The sequence below is a fragment of the Mucilaginibacter sp. AK015 genome, from assembly GCF_014200785.1.
Lineage (GTDB): Bacteria > Bacteroidota > Bacteroidia > Sphingobacteriales > Sphingobacteriaceae > Mucilaginibacter.
Map to the genome: position 1 here is coordinate 1 of NZ_JACHCV010000002.1, position 16,868 is coordinate 16,868.

The 16,868-nt window shown below is 45.3% G+C and carries 17 protein-coding genes; 9 read left to right on the top strand and 8 right to left on the bottom strand.

Going from position 1 to position 16,868, the window contains the following annotated elements; all coding sequences use genetic code 11:
- Positions 1–721, top strand: a 721-nt coding sequence (locus tag HDC91_RS09160; protein ID WP_221262158.1) for a transposase, incomplete at its 5' end; no start/stop codon positions are given.
- Between the two features lie 178 nt (positions 722–899).
- Here the strand turns inward: HDC91_RS09160 and HDC91_RS09165 are convergent.
- The 3 genes from HDC91_RS09165 to HDC91_RS09175 all read right to left on the bottom strand — a co-directional run bounded on the left by HDC91_RS09165 (position 900) and on the right by HDC91_RS09175 (position 2,591).
- On the bottom strand, positions 900–1,400 hold the full coding sequence (locus HDC91_RS09165; RefSeq protein WP_183551052.1) for a DUF5606 domain-containing protein: 501 nt from the start codon (positions 1,398–1,400) through the stop codon (positions 900–902).
- Between the two features lie 80 nt (positions 1,401–1,480).
- Positions 1,481–1,918 carry a peptidylprolyl isomerase gene (locus HDC91_RS09170; protein WP_162429207.1) on the bottom strand — a complete coding sequence of 146 codons (438 nt, stop codon included), beginning with the start codon at positions 1,916–1,918 and terminating at the stop codon, positions 1,481–1,483.
- Positions 1,919–2,075: 157 nt separating this feature from the next.
- The gene (locus HDC91_RS09175) at positions 2,076–2,591 is read right to left on the bottom strand and encodes a hypothetical protein (protein ID WP_183551055.1); all 516 of its coding nucleotides are present in this window, start codon (positions 2,589–2,591) and stop codon (positions 2,076–2,078) included.
- Between the two features lie 195 nt (positions 2,592–2,786).
- Between HDC91_RS09175 and HDC91_RS09180 the strand changes: the two genes are divergently transcribed.
- Positions 2,787–3,968, top strand: coding sequence for an asparagine synthetase B (locus HDC91_RS09180; protein WP_183552521.1), 1,182 nt, complete (start codon positions 2,787–2,789; stop codon positions 3,966–3,968).
- Positions 3,969–4,056: 88 nt separating this feature from the next.
- On the opposite strand, the gene HDC91_RS09185 is transcribed toward HDC91_RS09180, so the two are convergent.
- The 3 genes from HDC91_RS09185 to lpxK are packed head-to-tail and all read right to left on the bottom strand — an operon-like array spanning position 4,057 to position 8,010.
- The gene (locus HDC91_RS09185) at positions 4,057–6,168 is read right to left on the bottom strand and encodes a putative porin (RefSeq protein ID WP_183551058.1); all 2,112 of its coding nucleotides are present in this window, start codon (positions 6,166–6,168) and stop codon (positions 4,057–4,059) included.
- Positions 6,168–6,983 carry a purine-nucleoside phosphorylase gene (locus HDC91_RS09190; RefSeq protein ID WP_183551061.1) on the bottom strand — a complete coding sequence of 272 codons (816 nt, stop codon included), beginning with the start codon at positions 6,981–6,983 and terminating at the stop codon, positions 6,168–6,170. Before HDC91_RS09190 ends, HDC91_RS09185 begins: the two co-directional genes overlap by 1 nt.
- Positions 6,955–8,010 (bottom strand): tetraacyldisaccharide 4'-kinase, encoded by a 1,056-nt coding sequence (gene lpxK / locus HDC91_RS09195; RefSeq protein ID WP_183551064.1) that lies wholly within the window; start codon positions 8,008–8,010, stop codon positions 6,955–6,957. The genes HDC91_RS09190 and lpxK overlap by 29 nt, the downstream gene beginning before the upstream one ends.
- A gap of 99 nt (positions 8,011–8,109) precedes the next feature.
- Here lpxK and HDC91_RS09200 point away from each other — a divergent pair, with 99 nt between their 5' ends.
- A complete protein-coding gene (locus tag HDC91_RS09200; protein WP_183551067.1) occupies positions 8,110–9,018 on the top strand; it encodes a serine hydrolase in 909 nt (302 codons plus the stop codon).
- Position 9,019: 1 nt separating this feature from the next.
- On the opposite strand, the gene HDC91_RS09205 is transcribed toward HDC91_RS09200, so the two are convergent.
- On the bottom strand, positions 9,020–9,508 hold the full coding sequence (locus HDC91_RS09205) for a VOC family protein (protein ID WP_183551070.1): 489 nt from the start codon (positions 9,506–9,508) through the stop codon (positions 9,020–9,022).
- A 146-nt stretch (positions 9,509–9,654) separates the two neighbouring features.
- Between HDC91_RS09205 and yihA the strand changes: the two genes are divergently transcribed.
- The 5 genes from yihA (at position 9,655) to HDC91_RS09230 (ending at position 14,338) form a co-directional block, all read left to right on the top strand.
- Positions 9,655–10,284 carry a ribosome biogenesis GTP-binding protein YihA/YsxC gene (yihA, locus tag HDC91_RS09210; protein WP_183551073.1) on the top strand — a complete coding sequence of 210 codons (630 nt, stop codon included), beginning with the start codon at positions 9,655–9,657 and terminating at the stop codon, positions 10,282–10,284.
- A 36-nt stretch (positions 10,285–10,320) separates the two neighbouring features.
- Positions 10,321–11,175 (top strand): UbiA-like polyprenyltransferase, encoded by an 855-nt coding sequence (locus HDC91_RS09215; protein WP_183551076.1) that lies wholly within the window; start codon positions 10,321–10,323, stop codon positions 11,173–11,175.
- A 213-nt stretch (positions 11,176–11,388) separates the two neighbouring features.
- The gene (locus tag HDC91_RS09220) at positions 11,389–13,089 is read left to right on the top strand and encodes a M3 family oligoendopeptidase (protein WP_183551079.1); all 1,701 of its coding nucleotides are present in this window, start codon (positions 11,389–11,391) and stop codon (positions 13,087–13,089) included.
- 38 nt (positions 13,090–13,127) lie between these two features.
- The gene (locus tag HDC91_RS09225) at positions 13,128–13,616 is read left to right on the top strand and encodes a hypothetical protein (protein WP_183551082.1); all 489 of its coding nucleotides are present in this window, start codon (positions 13,128–13,130) and stop codon (positions 13,614–13,616) included.
- 77 nt (positions 13,617–13,693) lie between these two features.
- A complete protein-coding gene (locus HDC91_RS09230) occupies positions 13,694–14,338 on the top strand; it encodes a hypothetical protein (RefSeq protein WP_183551085.1) in 645 nt (214 codons plus the stop codon).
- A 7-nt stretch (positions 14,339–14,345) separates the two neighbouring features.
- On the opposite strand, the gene HDC91_RS09235 is transcribed toward HDC91_RS09230, so the two are convergent.
- Positions 14,346–15,008: a phosphatase PAP2 family protein gene (locus HDC91_RS09235; RefSeq protein WP_183551114.1), complete on the bottom strand. Its 663-nt coding sequence runs from the start codon at positions 15,006–15,008 to the stop codon at positions 14,346–14,348.
- Positions 15,009–15,089: 81 nt separating this feature from the next.
- Here HDC91_RS09235 and HDC91_RS09240 point away from each other — a divergent pair, with 81 nt between their 5' ends.
- Positions 15,090–16,808 carry an amino acid permease gene (locus tag HDC91_RS09240; protein WP_183551117.1) on the top strand — a complete coding sequence of 573 codons (1,719 nt, stop codon included), beginning with the start codon at positions 15,090–15,092 and terminating at the stop codon, positions 16,806–16,808.
- The last annotated feature ends 60 nt before the right edge of the window (positions 16,809–16,868 follow it).

Genomic DNA, 16,868 nt, shown 5'->3' on the forward strand with positions numbered 1-16,868 from the left:
CCGGTTTAGCCAGATGCGGATGTCGAGGGCAAAAACAGATAAGAAGGATGCCGGGATGATTGCTGAATATGGAAAAATGGAACAGCCCGGTTTATGGCAAAAGCCAGAGCAGCATGTCATTACCCTGCAACAAACAGAAGCGTTATTAGCCAGGCTTCAAACAGAGCATACCGCTTTAAACAACCAGTTAGGCAGTTTTGAAAGCAGCGGCTTGCTGACAAAGGAGTTAAGACGGCAGATCCTTAGAGAGCTGCTTCATAAAGACCGCCTCATCAAAAAGCTGACGATACAAATGGAGCAGATAGCTCAGGTACATTATTCGGGTATGCTAAGCAATCTGGAAAGTATACCAGGCTTGGGCAGGAAAACAGCGATGATGCTGACGGTACTTAGTGGCGGGTTTAGTCGTTTTGATAATTATCGGGCACTGAGTTCATATATTGGCATTTGTCCGAGGATATTTGAATCGGGCACCAGTGTAAAAGGCAAGGCCCGGATCTGCAAGATGGGGATGTCGAGAATAAGGGCAACACTATACATTTGCTCATGGAGCGCATCCAGGTGTAATAAAGCCTGCAAAGAACTTTATCAGCGGCTGCTGGCAAAAGGTAAGGCAAAGAAACTTGCGCTGATCGCAGTAGCTAACAAACTATTGAAACAGGCCTTTGCTATTGCAACACAAAAAACAAAATACAACGAAAATTATTCAAATATTATTTGATTTTAAACACAGTTCATTGCGAGCGATAGCGTGGCAATCTCTTTAAGCCACTCCTCCATGCAAGGCGTATAATTGTCCTGAAGAGGTTGCTTCGTACCTCGCAATGACATAGTTTTATAGTAATATTAAAGCCCCGGCAGTTACCTGCCGGGGCTTTAATATTATCAGCAATAACTGCTTATGCTTTTTTTGCAGGCGCCTTTTTAGCCTTAGCTTTTGGGGCTTCGGCGGCCGGTGCTTCCTCTGTTACAGATCCGGCGGCAGGCGCTGCTTCTTCGGCAACCGGCGCAACGGCAGGCTCCTCGTTAAACAGCGGGAATTCTTTTAATATCAAAAACCAACTGATGATCTTTTTAATATCTGATGAGTAAACTTTTTCCTCGTCATGGTCGGCCGCTACTTCGTAAAAAAAACCGCGAAGTTTTTTGCCGTCATCCTTAACAGACGGCACGCTTGCTGCCGTTTTCATACGTTCAAAAATGTCGGTCAGCTTTATGTCATCCTCTAAACCAAAAACGGTTATCTCGTTCAATGCAGCCAGTTTCGCGGTAGAAATATTAGCCACCAGCTTTGTTTTTTTGTCGTCAAGGCTTTCTAAAACGTAACCCGTTTTGTTTTGGGCTAGCGCCCTCCATAAACCCGGTTTACCCGATACCGCAACAATTCCCTGTAAATTCATGTGTTAGTTTATTGGTTGATTAAGTTGATCGGTGAGTGGTTTTACTAATCACTACTCACCAATCAACCCTTCACTATTATCTATTCTTCAATTACTTCTATACCTAAAATTTTGTCCCCCTGGCGTATATCGTCAACCACGTCAACATTTTCAATAACTTTACCAAATACGGTGTGGTTACGGTCTAAATGCGCGGTGTTATCGCGGCTGTGGCATATAAAAAACTGCGAGCTGCCGGTGTTACGGCCTGCATGCGCCATTGATAGCACACCGCGGTCGTGGTATTGGTTATCGCCAGTAAGTTCGCAGTCAATACGTTTGCCGCTGCCACCGGCACCTGTGCCGGTTGGGTCGCCGCCCTGTACCACAAAATTGGGGATAACACGGTGAAAAGTTACGTTATCATAAAAACCTGATTTAGCCAGCCCTAGGAAGTTAGCTACGGTGTTTGGCGCATCCTTGTCAAAAAATTGAACGGTCATGTCGCCTTTTTCGGTTTTAATTATTGCTTTGCTCATTGTTTTTAATTTTAAACAGGTGGCAAAGGTAATGATTTGGGGTTAAAGCTGAAAGGGTTGAGTGGTTGATAAAGTGAGTGTAGAGTTGTCTTACTTCGCCAATTAATATTCAACATTCAGTGTTCGGTATTATAATTCACAATCAATAATATAGGGTTTAATCTGTAAATGATACTACGATCTGTTTATCAGCCGGTTGATATTTGAAAAACCCTTTTAGATTAGAGTAAAACTCTTCTACTTGATCGATGGGTCTTTGGGGATTTTTGGCGAATCCAGACAAACAATCTTCAAACCACGTCAGTCCTTTTTTTCCTGCTAACAAAAAAGCGAAATATGACATCCTTGTATACTGTATGCTATTGATATCGCGGTTTGTAGTAAATTTAAAAGTAAACATAGCTTTCTTCACTAGGTCTTCCTCGCCAAAAATTTCTACAGAAGTTCCGTTGTCGTCAACACCAACATACCGCGGGTTGCCATTGCTATCGGCCGTTTTCTTAAAAAGCATTGAACTGTCTGACGATTGAATTCGCTTGATTAAATGCGTTCTGCTTACCTGTATCCCTTCCTTTACAACAGGAGGCTCGCCTTTCTGCTGTGCATTAACTCCAAGCACAAATAACATTGAAATAATAGAAAGAACGATTGTTTTTAATACTCCGCGCTTCATGATTTACGACTTTGAGCTACTAATATAATACCATTTCCAATTAATCGTTACATTTGGTAGCATCCAAAAATGAACACCATCGAAAAGCACCTTTCACCTTTTACCTTTCGCCTTTTACCTAAAAGAAAAAGCTTTTTGCTTTTGGCCTTTCTGCTTTTAACTCAATTAACACGGGCGGCCTCTATCCTTATCCCGATGGATGATGAGCAAAAGGATCACCTGAAAAGTTACGGCATTGCTTTTTGGACCTTGAAGAACGGCGAAACGGTTGACTGGCTGCTTAACTACCGTGGCGGCAGCTTTATGATGAAGTACGACCAGAAGCTGGAACAAGAATGCAAGATACGCGGTGTAAGTTACGAGGTTTTGTCTGATGCAAAGGCTAACGAAATATTAACCGAAGTGAGCGACCCATCGGTAAACATGGATATGGTAAAACTGGAGAAAGCGCCAAAAATGGCTGTCTACTCGCCCAAAAACAAACTGCCGTGGGATGATGCCGTTACCCTGGTGTTAAAATATGCCGAGATACCCTACGATGTGATCTACGATGAGGAAGTGATACGCGGCGACCTGCCAAAGTACGACTGGCTGCACATGCACCACGAAGATTTTACGGGCCAGTTCAGCAAGTTTTATGGCGTGTACCGCTACGCGCAGTGGTATAACGATGATGTAAAAAGCCAGCAGGCTATGGCCACAAAGCTGGGTTTTAAAAAGGTTTCGCAAATGAAGCTTGCCGTGGTGCAGCACATACGCGATTTTTGCGCGGGCGGGGGCTTCCTGTTTGCCATGTGTAGCGGTACCGATACTTTTGATATTGCCCTTGCCGCCTCTAATACAGATATCGTTGAAAGCATGTTCGACGGCGACCCCGCCGACCCCGATGCACAGGCCAAGCTCGATTTTACGCAGACCTTCGCCTTCCAGAATTTCACACTCGACCAAAACCCGCTATCCCATCAGTTCGGCAATATCGATGTTACCCCGGTTAGGCAGGTTGACCGTACCCGCGATTTTTTTACGCTGTTTGATTTTTCGGCCAAGTGGGATGTGGTCCCCAGCATGCTAACGCAGGACCATGATAAAGTGATAAAAGGCTTTATGGGCCTAACCACCGCATACAATAAAAATAAGCTAAAGCCCGGCGTTACCATTATGGGCGAAATGAAAACCGCCAACGAAGCCCGATACATACACGGTGAATTTGGCAAAGGCCAGTGGACCTTTTACGGCGGCCACGACCCCGAAGATTACCAGCACGCCGTAGGCGACCCGCCAACCGACCTGAAACTGCACCCTAACTCGCCCGGTTACCGGCTGATATTAAATAACGTACTGTTCCCCGCGGCCAAAAAGAAGAAACAGAAAACGTGATTTCAGTTAGCAGTTTTTAGTTGGCAGTTTGCTGTCTACAGGTAGCTGCATACTGGCAACTGCACACTGTTTTACTGCCAACGGCGTACTAATTATAGAACGTCCACGCTACGCCGAATTTCAGCATCTTATCCATTTGAGGGTAACGGTTCACGGTGTAAAAACCGTTGCTGAAAAGTCCCTGATTTACGTAATCGTATTGTATAAAAAGGTTAGTACGGTCAAGCGTGGCCTTAAAAAATACAGTTGCTATGGGGTACGATGTAAAGGTAATATCAGGCCCGTTATAAAACTGCCCCAGCCCCACCGCGTATGAAGGCGCGAGGTAAGGGGTGTTATACCTTACGCTAACCCCAAACTGCGAGTTTAGCACATTAAACAGCGTAGCGCCATAATACAAGCTGCTGAAAGTATAAACCTCGGGCGTACGCAAAATATTGGCGTTATCTGTTTTCTGGTAAACCACATAATTATCAAAATGGAACCTGCGCCACTCCAGGTTTTTGCCCACGCTTAGCTTAAGCATATTGATGGCCGATCCGTACTGTTTTGGAGTAGCGTCTATACCGCCGGGCTGCGCGGCAAAGTACAGGTAATCGTTTATCAGGAAGTATTCGGCCTTCAGGTCAACTTGCAGCAAATCGTTTAAATAGTTAAAAGACAGGTTGGTGGTTTTTTGATTGCTGAAATTATTGTTAAAAATATAATGGTTAGATATCCAGTTGGTATAAACCATGCCCGGCGAGCTGCTTTGTAAATAGGCGCCCAAAACAATGCGCCCGGCTTTAGGCCCGCCCGAAAGGGTAAGCTTGGCGTCGTATAGCAGATCGCCAAAGTTGCGGCCCTGAACGATCTGGTTTATATTACCATCAAGATTTATCCTGTCGCTGAATTTATAGCCCAGCCTGGCCTTTAAGGTAATGTTCTGAAAAGTCTCGTTTTGTACCCTTGATGGCTTTATCTCTTTGCGCCCAAATTCATTAATTAGCGTATCGGCAACAAACTGGCTCACTTTATAAAAATCCTGGGTTAGCCCTACATCCAGTTTCAATTCATTCTTAACCATTTTCAACGACTTTCCCCTTAAATAAAAACTGTACGAAAAATCGTTTTGCAGGTGCATAACATTCAACGAATCGCGCGATCGGCCCGCGCTAAAATAATAATCGGGGAATACGCCGTACCTGTCCAGATCATTTTGCAGGTAGTTATATTTACGTTGATTAAAATATAATGTGTAGGCTACCCGCTGCGTAGGCAGCACATTTTTACTATAAGCTTTACCCGTATTGAGGCTATCTATATGGCCTATGTAATAGAACTGCTTAATATATATGCCGGTGCTTTTCCAGTTGGTAAAGCTGCTTGGCAGGCGTACGGGTTCGCCGGTTTTATTAAACGACGATTGGCGGCTGTTAAATATGGTATCCTTTAATATCGATCCCGTTTCGGGCGCTTTAAGGTTATTAAACAAAACATTTGCCAACAGATTATACCGCTTATTAACGCTGTGGTACCACGTAAAAATCCCCGCAGTAAAATCGCTTACGTTTTGTGCCAGTATGCCATTGGTACTGTAATACCCCCTTGAACCGTTAAAGTTAAGCAGGAAGCCCACATTCCAGTTGGGTTTTACGTTTTGCGTATGCAGGGTCTTAAAAAGCTGCTCTTTAGAGCCACCGAGCGAACTGTATAAAGAAAGCAGTGTGTAAGGCGCGCGCGCATTAAAATAATTTATATCCTGCGGGTTTACCATGTAGGCATCCAGCGCGTGCATGCCTTCGTCAAACCCAATGGTTTTGCGCGGGTTAAACAGCAGGTCGCGCTGAGATACGCCGGGGTATCCCAGGCTTATTTTAGGGTTGCGCGGCTGGTTAAGCGGGCTGTAATTTTCAAAGTTCACCAAACCTGTATCCAACGGAAATAGCTGGATGCTATCCATCAGCAGGCGTTCGCTGGTAACTTTTATAAATTTAGAAGTAAATACAATAGAATCCTTCCTGTTCTCCTCGCGCATACGCACCGAGTCGAGGTTTTGTGATTCTCCCCTTCTTATCGCATTGCGCGATGTGTCGCGCGAATAAACCGGGTCGTTGCGGTTTTGACCGGGGAAACGGTTGGAACCGCCCACCTGTGCAAAAACATCGTGCGCCGCGGCGCAGATCAATAAAATAAGTAAATATTTAAGCCTGTTCGCCATTAAAGCCCTGCTATTAATTCTTTTAGTATCACGGTCAGTTTCGGTTCGGCTTCGCGGGCCACGGTCAATATTTCTTCGAGCGACACCGGTGTAAGTACCTCGGTGAAACCCTCGTCGGTAATTACCGATATGGCGAATACCGGCAGGCCCATGTGGTTGGCAACAATAACCTCGGGCACGGTGCTCATACCTACAATATCGCCGCCTATTATACGCAGGTATTTATACTCGGCGCGTGTTTCTAAATTAGGGCCGGTAACCGCAACATAAACTCCTTTATGGCAGGTAATATTGTTTGCTTTTGCAATGGCGAGGCCTTTATCTATCAGATCGTGGCGATAAGGTTGACTCATATCCGGGAAACGCGGCCCAAGCCCTTCGTTATTACGGCCGGTAAGCGGGTTAAAGGGCTGCAGATTTATATGATCTTCAATGATCATTAGATCACCTTTTTTGATCGCCGGGTTTAGCGAACCGCTGGCGTTTGATACGAAAAGCGTTTTTATGCCCAGCATTTTCATCACCCTTACCGGAAAGGTGATCTGCTGCATGGTGTAGCCCTCGTAATAATGCAAACGGCCCTGCATGGCCACAACCTTTTTACCCCCAAGCATCCCAAATATCAGTTTACCTGAATGGAACTCAAGCGTTGATATCGGGAAATCGGGAATATTCGAATACATCAGTTGTTTTTCAACCGTTATCTCGTTCACCAGGGCGCCAAGGCCGGTACCCAGAATAATACCTGCTTCGGGTTCAAAATCGCCAATGCGATTTTTTATATATTCAGTGGTGTGTAATATGCTCTCTAACATAATCCTTTACTAATTTATCAAAGTGCCGCTGCCCGTTATTTAAAAAGTGAACCCCTATCGGCAGTACTAAAATTGGCAATTGTTTAACGGCCGGCAACATCTCGTGTATCCCTAAACGTTGAGCATCCTTTTCTGTTGTGATAATAACTTTTTTTTGCACCCTGCAGGCAGAGAATTCGCCGGCAAGTTTAGCGATATTTTTTAAGCTAAACCGGTGATGATCGGGATAATTGTGGTGAATGATATTTGCGCCGGATTGCCTGATGTGCTGTACCAACGGTTTTGGATTGGCAATACCGGTAATTAAAAACACTGTTGTATCGGCATCAATAACAGTATCTGCCGGCTTACCCTGCATATCCTGCAACGGCTGGTAAGCAATCGATGTAAAAAACAGGGGTTGCCAGTTCAAAGGCGCGATACTTTCATAACAGCGGGTCATTTCCACTTCGGTCAACCCGTCCGGGCATTTAGTTACCACCATTACATCGGCGCGCCATCTGCCACTAAAAGGTTCGCGCAGGTTACCGGCCGGCAGCAATGTTTTTGGTCCCTGCAAATGTTTATAATCAAAAAGTAAAATGCTTAAGCCCGGCTTAACCCGCCGGTGCTGAAAGGCATCATCCAATACAATAATATCGCGGTTGTTTTGAAGCTTATCTATCCCTGCGGCCCTGTCTTCGCATACGGCTACGGTAATATCCGGAAACTTTTGTTTGAACTGCGCGGGCTCGTCCCCTATTTGCGTGGCGGTGGCGGCGTCATCAGCGGTTATAAAACCTTTTGTATTGCGACCGTACCCTCTGCTTAGCGTAGCCAATTTGTAATCGTCTTTTAACAGGCGGATAAGGTACTCGGTCATGGGGCTTTTGCCTGCACCACCCACCTCCAGGTTCCCTACGCCTATTACCGGCAGTTTAAACTCCCGCGATTTAAACAACCCCGCATCGTAACACCAGTTACGGATAATAACCGCCAGGCCATAAAGCAACGAAAAAGGTAATAAAAGCCAGCGCAGGTATTGCATAGATGATGTAAAGATAGGAAAACAGGATGTTTAAATTTAATAAAGCTGCGTCGCATAGGGTTACAGAAAAGTTCATAACTTTATTTATCAATTCCTCCTATGAAGTACCCCGCATTTATCTTCCTGATTTTTTGTACCCTAACCGCCTTCGCTCAAACCGACAAAAAGTTAACCGCTCAATTACAAACCGCTGTTAGAGGTTTTAACGGACAGGTAGGCATCTACGTGCAAAATTTAAAAACAGGCAAGTCGGCTGCTATAAATGCCGATACGTTGTTCCCTACTGCCAGCATGATCAAAGTAAGTATTTTAAGCGGCCTGATGGACAAGATAGAAAAAGGCGAAATGCAGTACAACCAAAAACTTGTTTATCGCGATTCGCTGTTGTACCCGGGCGAGGATATCCTGGGCTCGTTTAAGGATAAGGATACCATACAGCTTAGCAAGGTTGCCCTGCTGATGATAACCATGAGCGATAATACCGCCAGCATATGGCTGCAAAAACTGGTGGGCGGCGATTACATTAACACCTGGCTGGAACAGAATGGCTTTAAAGTAATGCGGGTAAATTCGCGCATACCGGCGCGCAGGCCAATTTGGGAAATATATGGCTGGGGCGTAACCACCCCGCGCGAAATGTGCCGGTTGTTTACCATGATAAGGGATGGCAAGGCGGTAAGCCCCGCAGCAAGCGAGCGTATGTACCGCATGCTTAACAGGATCTACTGGGATGATAAAGCGCTGTCGCAGATACCGCCTTATGTGCAAACCTTATCCAAACAGGGTGCGGTTGATGCATCAAAGTCTGAAACGGTGCTGGTGAACGCGCCGCACGGCGACTACGTGTTCTCCATTATCACCAAAAACAATAAGGACCAGCGATGGGTGCCCGACAACGAGGCAGATCTGCTCATTAAAAAAGTATCGGCACTGTTATGGCATTATTTTGAACCCCATAGCAAATGGCAGCCCGCGGCTGGTATGGATAAATACATGCTTAACGAATAACTTATTTAAGTAAGGCAAGCAAACCGGGGATATCCAGCTGGCGGGTGTACATGGTGATATTGCCCTGCTCATCCAGTGGCCACTTATCGCGCGGCTTGTCCCAGTATAGCTCTACACCGTTCTGGTCAGGATCATTGAGGTATATGGCCTCAGATACGCCATGGTCGGCAGCGCCGGTGATGCTGTATTTGGCATCGATCAATCGTTGCAGTATTTCAGCAAGATCCTTCCGTTCCGGATATAGTATAGCAGTATGATATAAACCGGGTGCATACTCAGGCGCCGGCGAAGCGCCCTTACTGTGCCAGGTGTTTAACCCGATATGATGATGGTAACCGCCGGCGGATATAAATGCCGCCTGGTCGCCGTACATGGTTATCAATTCGAAGCCCAGCAGGTCGCAATAAAAAGCCATCGACCTTTTCAGGTCGCTCACCTTTAAGTGCACATGGCCAATCCGGGTTTGGGCTGGTATTTTATAATCGTTCATGGCGTTTGTTTTTATGTTGTAAAGTTACAACGTTGTAAGGCTTTATATATCAACAGCAAGTAAAATAAATGTTTAAACATGTATTTATCGCGCATTCCAACTTTACAACATTCTAACCTTTCAACAATATACCCTACCTTTGCAGCATGATCATTAAATCAGCCGATTTTATTTGCAGCAATACCCAGATATCAAAATTGCCGCCGCCCTTAAAGCCGGAGTATGCTTTCATTGGCCGCAGTAACGTGGGTAAATCGTCCCTGATAAATATGCTCACCCAAAAAAAGGGACTGGCAAAAACCTCGCAAACGCCGGGTAAAACACAGCTTATCAATCATTTTTTAGTTAATGATAACTGGTATATCGTGGATCTGCCGGGTTATGGCTACGCAAAAGTATCAAAAAGCAAAAAGGCGGATTGGAACAAATTTATCCAAACCTACCTTGATAAGCGCGAGAGCCTGCAATGCGTAATGGTTTTGATAGACAGCCGCTTAGAGCCGCAGAAAATAGACCTTGAATTTTGCAGCTGGCTCGGCGAAAAAGGCCTGCCGTTTGTTACCGTGTTTACCAAGGCCGATAAGCAAAGCAGCATAAAAACAGACCAGAACATCGCGAGATTCCGCAAAGCGCTCCTGGGTTATTTTGAGGAGGCCCCACAGCATTTTATAACTTCGGCCGAAAGCATGCAGGGCCGCGATGAGGTACTGGCGTTCATAAGCAGCATAAATCAGAATTTTGAAGTGCCGGAATTTGATGGGGAGAGATATAGTTAATTTGGCTCCACTCTTGAGCGGGGAATTTAGAATAAAATGAAAAAATATTTATCATTAGTAACTTTTACGCATACCATTTTTGCCATGCCGTTTGCCTTTATCGGCTTTTTTTTGGCGGTAACCACTACAAATCATCGGTTTGAATGGCAAAAACTGGCCATGATGTTGCTTTGTATGGTGTTTGCACGCAACTCGGCCATGGCTTTTAACCGCTACCTGGACAGAAATATCGATGCTAAAAACCCGCGCACCAAACAGCGCGATATCCCAGCAGGCAGGATCAGTCCGGCGGCGGCATTAACGTTTACCCTGGTAAACTGCGGCTTATTTATATTAACAACATGGTTTATTAACCCCCTGTGTTTTTACCTTTCGCCAATAGCATTGCTGGTGGTGTTGGGTTACAGCGCTACCAAACGCTTTACGGCGCTTTGCCATATGGTTTTAGGTTTGGGTTTATCCCTCGCCCCTATTGGCGCGTACCTGGTGGTTACCGGTGCATTTGCTTTAACACCCGTATTCTTCTCGCTGTCGGTTTTATGCTGGGTAAGCGGCTTTGATATTATCTACGCCCTGCAGGACGAGGATTTCGACCGTAACGAAAAGCTACACTCCATCCCTGCCTGGCTGGGCAAAGTAAATGCGTTAAGGCTTTCCACTTTTCTTCATGTTCTTTCTTCAGTATTTATCATTATGCCGGTATTCTATACCACCGTGGGGTTATTATATTACATTGGTATCGGTTTCTTTTGTGCTATGCTCATCTATCAGCACCTGCTGGTAAAACCAAATGATCTGAGCCGCGTAAACCTGGCCTTTATGACCACCAACGGCATAGCCAGCGTGGTTTTCGCGGCCTTTTTCTTGTTGGATAGGGTCTGGATGCGGTAACGTTTTAGTCCGAAAGTCCGCAGAAGTCGGAAAGTCCGAAAGATTAGCTCTGTTGGGCTTTGTATTTTGACAATACCCTTGTTTCTCTGCGGACTTTCCGTCTTTCCGGACTTTCTGATTCATCCTCACCGTCTTTTCTACGTTTCCATTCTTTTCCAAATCCCAAATAATCTGCACATTTGCATATCTGCATATTTGCACATCTATAAACCAATGATCCATAAAAAAACAAGAACATATATCCCGGCTAACCTGGAAATTAAGTGGGAAACGCTGGAACCTATTTACAAGGAACTACTGGCCCGCCCCATCAATTCGGTTGAAGAACTGGAGCAATGGCTGAAGGATGGCAGCGAACTACAGGCTGCCCTGGAAGAAGATTTTGCCTGGCGCTACATCCGCATGACTTGCGATACCGTGAGTGAAGAATTGCTGCAAAGCTTTCAGTACTTTGCTACCGAGATAGAGCCTAAAACCGCGCCTTATAATAACGAGCTGAATAAAAAGCTGGTTAATAACGAATACGTTGGCCAACTGAACGAAGAGAAATTCTACATTATGCTGCGTGCGGTACGTAAGCAATTAGAGCTTTTCCGCGAAGAGAACATTCCGCTGCAAACCGAGATACAGGTAGAGCAGCAAAAGTACCAGTCGATAACCGGCGCTATGTCGGTTCATATTGGCGAGAAAGAATATACGCTTGAACAGGCTTCCGTTTTTCTGAAAGATACCGACCGCAGCAAAAGGCAGGAAGTTTGGGAAAAGATTACCGCCCGCCGCCTGCAGGAAAAAACGGTACTTGATACCTTATTTGACCACCTGCGTGCCCTGCGCCATAAAGTAGCGCTAAACGCCGGGTTCGAGAACTTCCGCGATTATATGTTCCAGGCGCTGGGTCGTTTTGATTATACCCCCCAGGACTGTTACGCTTTCCACGCGGCTATAGAAACTGAGGTAGTGCCCATCCTGCGGGAGCAGGCCGAAAAACGTAAACAGGCTTTGGGCGTTGATACGCTTAAGCCCTGGGATATGGATGTTGACCCATTAGGCCGACCCGCGCTTAAGCCTTTCAACAGCGGTGCCGAGTTGGTAGAAAAATCTATCCAGTGCTTCAGCAATATCAACCGTTACCTGGGCGAGCGTTTGGAGATCATGAAAGATAATAACCTGTTTGATGTGGAAAGCCGCAAAGGCAAAGCGCCGGGTGGTTATAATTATCCCTTATCAGAAACTGGTGCGCCATTCATCTTCATGAACTCGGCCAACACCTTTCGTGATCTTACGACCATGGTGCACGAGGGCGGCCATGCTGTACATACTTTCCTGACAGCCGACCTGGAGTTGAACGACTTTAAACATTGCCCAAGCGAAGTGGCCGAACTGGCATCCATGTCGATGGAATTGATATCGATGGATAACTGGGACGTATATTTTGACAACGAGGAAGACCTGAAACGCGCCAAACGCGATCAGCTTGTTGATGTACTGAAAACCCTGCCCTGGGTGGCGGTGGTAGATCAGTTTCAGCACTGGATATATACCAACCCCGATCACACCGATGCCGAACGCACCGAAGCCTGGCTAAAAATTTACGAGCCGTTTGGCGCCGGATTTGCCGATTGGAGCGGGCATGCCGAGGCCGAGCAAAACCTATGGCAAAAACAGCTGCACATTTTTGAAGTACCGTTTTACTATATCGAATATGGGATGGCCCAGCTTGGTGCCATAGCTGTTTGGAAAAACTACAAGGAAAACCCCGAAAAAGGCCTGCAGCAATACCTGGATGCCCTGAAACTGGGTTACACCAAAACCATTACGGAAATTTATGAAACCGCCGGCATCAAATTTGATTTCAGCGCGGGCTACGTAAAAGAACTTGCCGAATTTGTAAAGGCCGAGATGGATAAGATATAAATGATAGGCCCTCTCCGTTGGAGGGGGCTTTTTTAAATATGAACCAAGCCATCAACTTCTTCTGGACCATCATCTGTTTCGCCCCCGTTATTAGTTTTTGGGCTGGTGCCGCGGCCATGCAATTGCTTTATGTGCTTATTTTCATTAGTTCTTTGGGCCTGGCTATCCCCGCCAAAGTTTCACAATTAAGCTATAAGCCTAAGTTTTACGAGGCGCTGGGCATAAAATTCATCCGTAAGCTGGTGCAAAACGGCGAATATGCCAACAAGCTTATCCGCAGAAAAAACCCGCAGTATAAGTTAATAAAAAACAAGGCGCACGCTTTGCGGTATATTCATACCATAAAAATGTACGAACGATTCCATTTTTTTTGCTTTGTTTTCTTTATGCTTACCTCGGTACTTTGCCTGATTACGCGGCAATACAACTACTTTGCGGGTATAACCCTGGCTAACATGGTTTATAATGCATCACCAATGTTGTTACAGCAATACAACCGTGCAAGGGTGCTAAACCTCAACAGATAAGCTACTTACCATCATCATCTGCATATTATTTTTGGCATATATCAAAACTTATAGGGGTTTTATAGGTTTAACCATCTATGAAAAAGATATTTGTAATATTTAGCCTTATGCTGTTAGCAGCAGGTGGCTTTGCGCAAACACCCCTGAAACCGGTTAAGATAGATAGCCTGGTTACGGTTTCGCTACCTGAAAAATACACAAAAAAAGATACGCTCGGCCAATCCATATATTCAGGCAATGGCCAATATGGTTACATGGTGGTTATTCGCGCGCCCAATGCCGCCAATAATGAGCCGTTAAAAAAAGAACGTGACCTGAACAAGGTATTAAAAGATTATATAAAGGGCATTAAAGGGCAGTCAGAGGGCAGCACGCTCAACGTTCGCGATACCCTTATCGGACATCTTAAAGCCAAAACCTTTGAGCTACAGGTTGATGAAGGCGCGGGTGTACAAACGCGCAACTTTATTGTGATATACACCCAGGATGTAACTTACACCTTCGAATATTATTACGAGGAAATGCGTAAGGATGTAATGAAAGATGAGTATAAGGCGTACGCCAGTTCAATAAAGCTTTCGCCCGAAATGAAACGTACCGACCAATACCTGTCGAACGCTAAAGGTTTATCGCCTACGGCTAAAATAGGGATATATGGTGGTGGCGCATTGCTCCTTATCCTGATAATTGTGCTGGTTGTTAGTAAGAAAAAGAAAAAATAAGGGTCGCTCAAACACCTTTGTTTAACAGTCCCCGGCTCCACCGGGGGCTGTTTATAAAAACCTTACGGTCTATATAGCTAAGCCACAATACGGTTACTAAAACCCCCACTACCGAACCAACCGTAACATCTTCAAAAAAATGCTGGCTTAAATACATGCGCGAGTAGCCCACCATTACGGCCACAAAAAGTAATACAGCACCCCATGTTTTGTTTTTAGCCAAATAGGTAATTACAACCCCTGCCGAAAATGCCGTTACCGTATGGCCCGAAGGGAAACTGTGGTAAGTTAAAATATAAAGCCCCTTTACAAAATGTATTCTATTTAACTGGTCGCCAAAGTATAATTTGGGGCGCGGCATATCAAAGCTATATTTCAAGATCTGGGCGGAAACCGCAGTTAAGGCATAGCTGGTTATTACTAAAAATGAAGCGCGGTAGTTAAACAGCACCAGTATAATGGCAAGCGCTACAACTGTCAGGCCATCGCCGATATGGGTAATATAGGGCTCAATATTATCTGCCAGATCGCTATGGATACCGTTAATAGCAAAATATATCTCTGTACGCGTAAAAAGGAGTTTGATAACCAGGCAAATACACAAAATACATACATAAGGGATAAAAAGGTATCGTATTTTAAACAAAACATCTTTTGCACCTGCATTCATCGGCACAAAGTAAGCATATAGTTTTTCAATGCAAAAAAATGGTTATGTTTGGTTTGAAAAAGACCAAACTGATCAAATTACATGTCGAGAAGTATATTTCGAAGAAAGTCAGTCTCTAAAATATTAGCTGATGTAGCCAGCGGTTTTAGCGACAGTGAACACTCCGGTGGCCCGTCCGGGCTTGAAAAAGCATTAAATGTTAAAGACCTAACCCTGATGGGTATTGCAGCCGTTGTAGGCGCGGGTATATTCTCAACCATTGGCGAGGCTTCCTTTCAGGGAGGGCCTGGAGTAAGTATACTGTTTGTTATTACCGCCATTACCTGCGGGTTTTCGGCTTTATGTTATGCTGAGTTCGCATCGCGCATCCCGGTAGCAGGCAGTGCATACACGTATGCCTATGCATCATTCGGCGAGCTTATCGCCTGGATCATAGGCTGGGATCTGCTGATGGAATACGCCATAGGCAACATAGCGGTAGCCATATCATGGAGCGAGTATTTTGTAAACCTGCTTGAAGGGTTTAATATACAGATGCCCGCGTACCTTACTTTAGATTACTTCTCGGCCTTTACCGCTCACGAAAAAATACAGGAGCTTACCGCCGGCGGACACCTTGCCGAAATTACCGACCGGATGCGTATTGCAGCGTCGGCGTGGGCAACCGCGCCGGGAACGGGCAACTTTAAACTGATAGCCAATATACCGGCTTTAGCTATAGTTTTTGTGATAACTTACCTGGTATACATTGGCATACGCGAAACCAAAAAGGCCACTAACGCCATGGTGTACCTAAAAATTGCCATTGTAATTATAGTTATCGTGATAGGCTTTTTTTACGTTACGCCGGCCAACTGGCACCCGTTTTTACCAAACGGCTTTAGCGGGGTAATGAAGGGTGTATCGGGCGTATTTTTTGCCTATATTGGTTTTGATGCCATATCAACTACCGCCGAAGAATGTAAGAACCCGCAAAAGGACCTGCCCCGGGGGATGATCTATTCGCTGGTTATCTGTACCGTTTTATATATACTGATAGCCCTTGTTTTAACAGGTATGGTTAGCTATAAAGACCTTAGGGTTGGCGACCCGCTTGCCTATGTATTTGCCAAGGTTGGATTAAAGAATATAAGCTATGTGATATCCATCAGCGCGGTTGTTGCTACCGCCAGCGTACTGCTCATATTCCAGTTGGGGCAGCCCCGTATATGGATGAGCATGAGCCGCGACGGTTTATTGCCAAAGGCATTTTCGCGTATTCATCCCAGGTTTCACACGCCATCGTTTGCTACCGTGGTAACCGGCTTTGTGGTAGCCGTACCGGCCTTATTCTTAAACCTTACCGAAGTTACCAATTTAACCAGTATAGGCACATTGTTTGCCTTTGTGCTGGTTTGCGGCGGGGTATTGTTGCTGCCGCGCGAAAATGCTGTAAAGGGTAAGTTCCATTTGCCGTATATCAATTCGCAGTGGATAGCGCCGGCGCTCTTTGTTGTAGGGGTGTTCTTTTTCAGGCATAACCTGATGAACCTTATCAGCGGTACCGATCTGCACCAAAAGTTCCCCTACTTTTTATTCATCCTATTATCGGCAACGCTTGCTGTGCTGGCGTTTATCAAAAAATTGTCGCTTATACCTGTATTAGGGCTTGTAAGCTGTTTTTACCTGATGGCCGAGTTAGAATATGAAAGCTGGATACGTTTCCTGGCATGGCTTGTTATAGGGTTGGTTATTTACTTTAGCTATGGCTACAAACACAGTAAGCTGGGCAAACCCGAAAACGCGCACTTGGAGCGATAGCCTTAACGATATTATTAAATAGTGATAAAAATGCCGGCGAAATGCCGGCATTTTTATTTG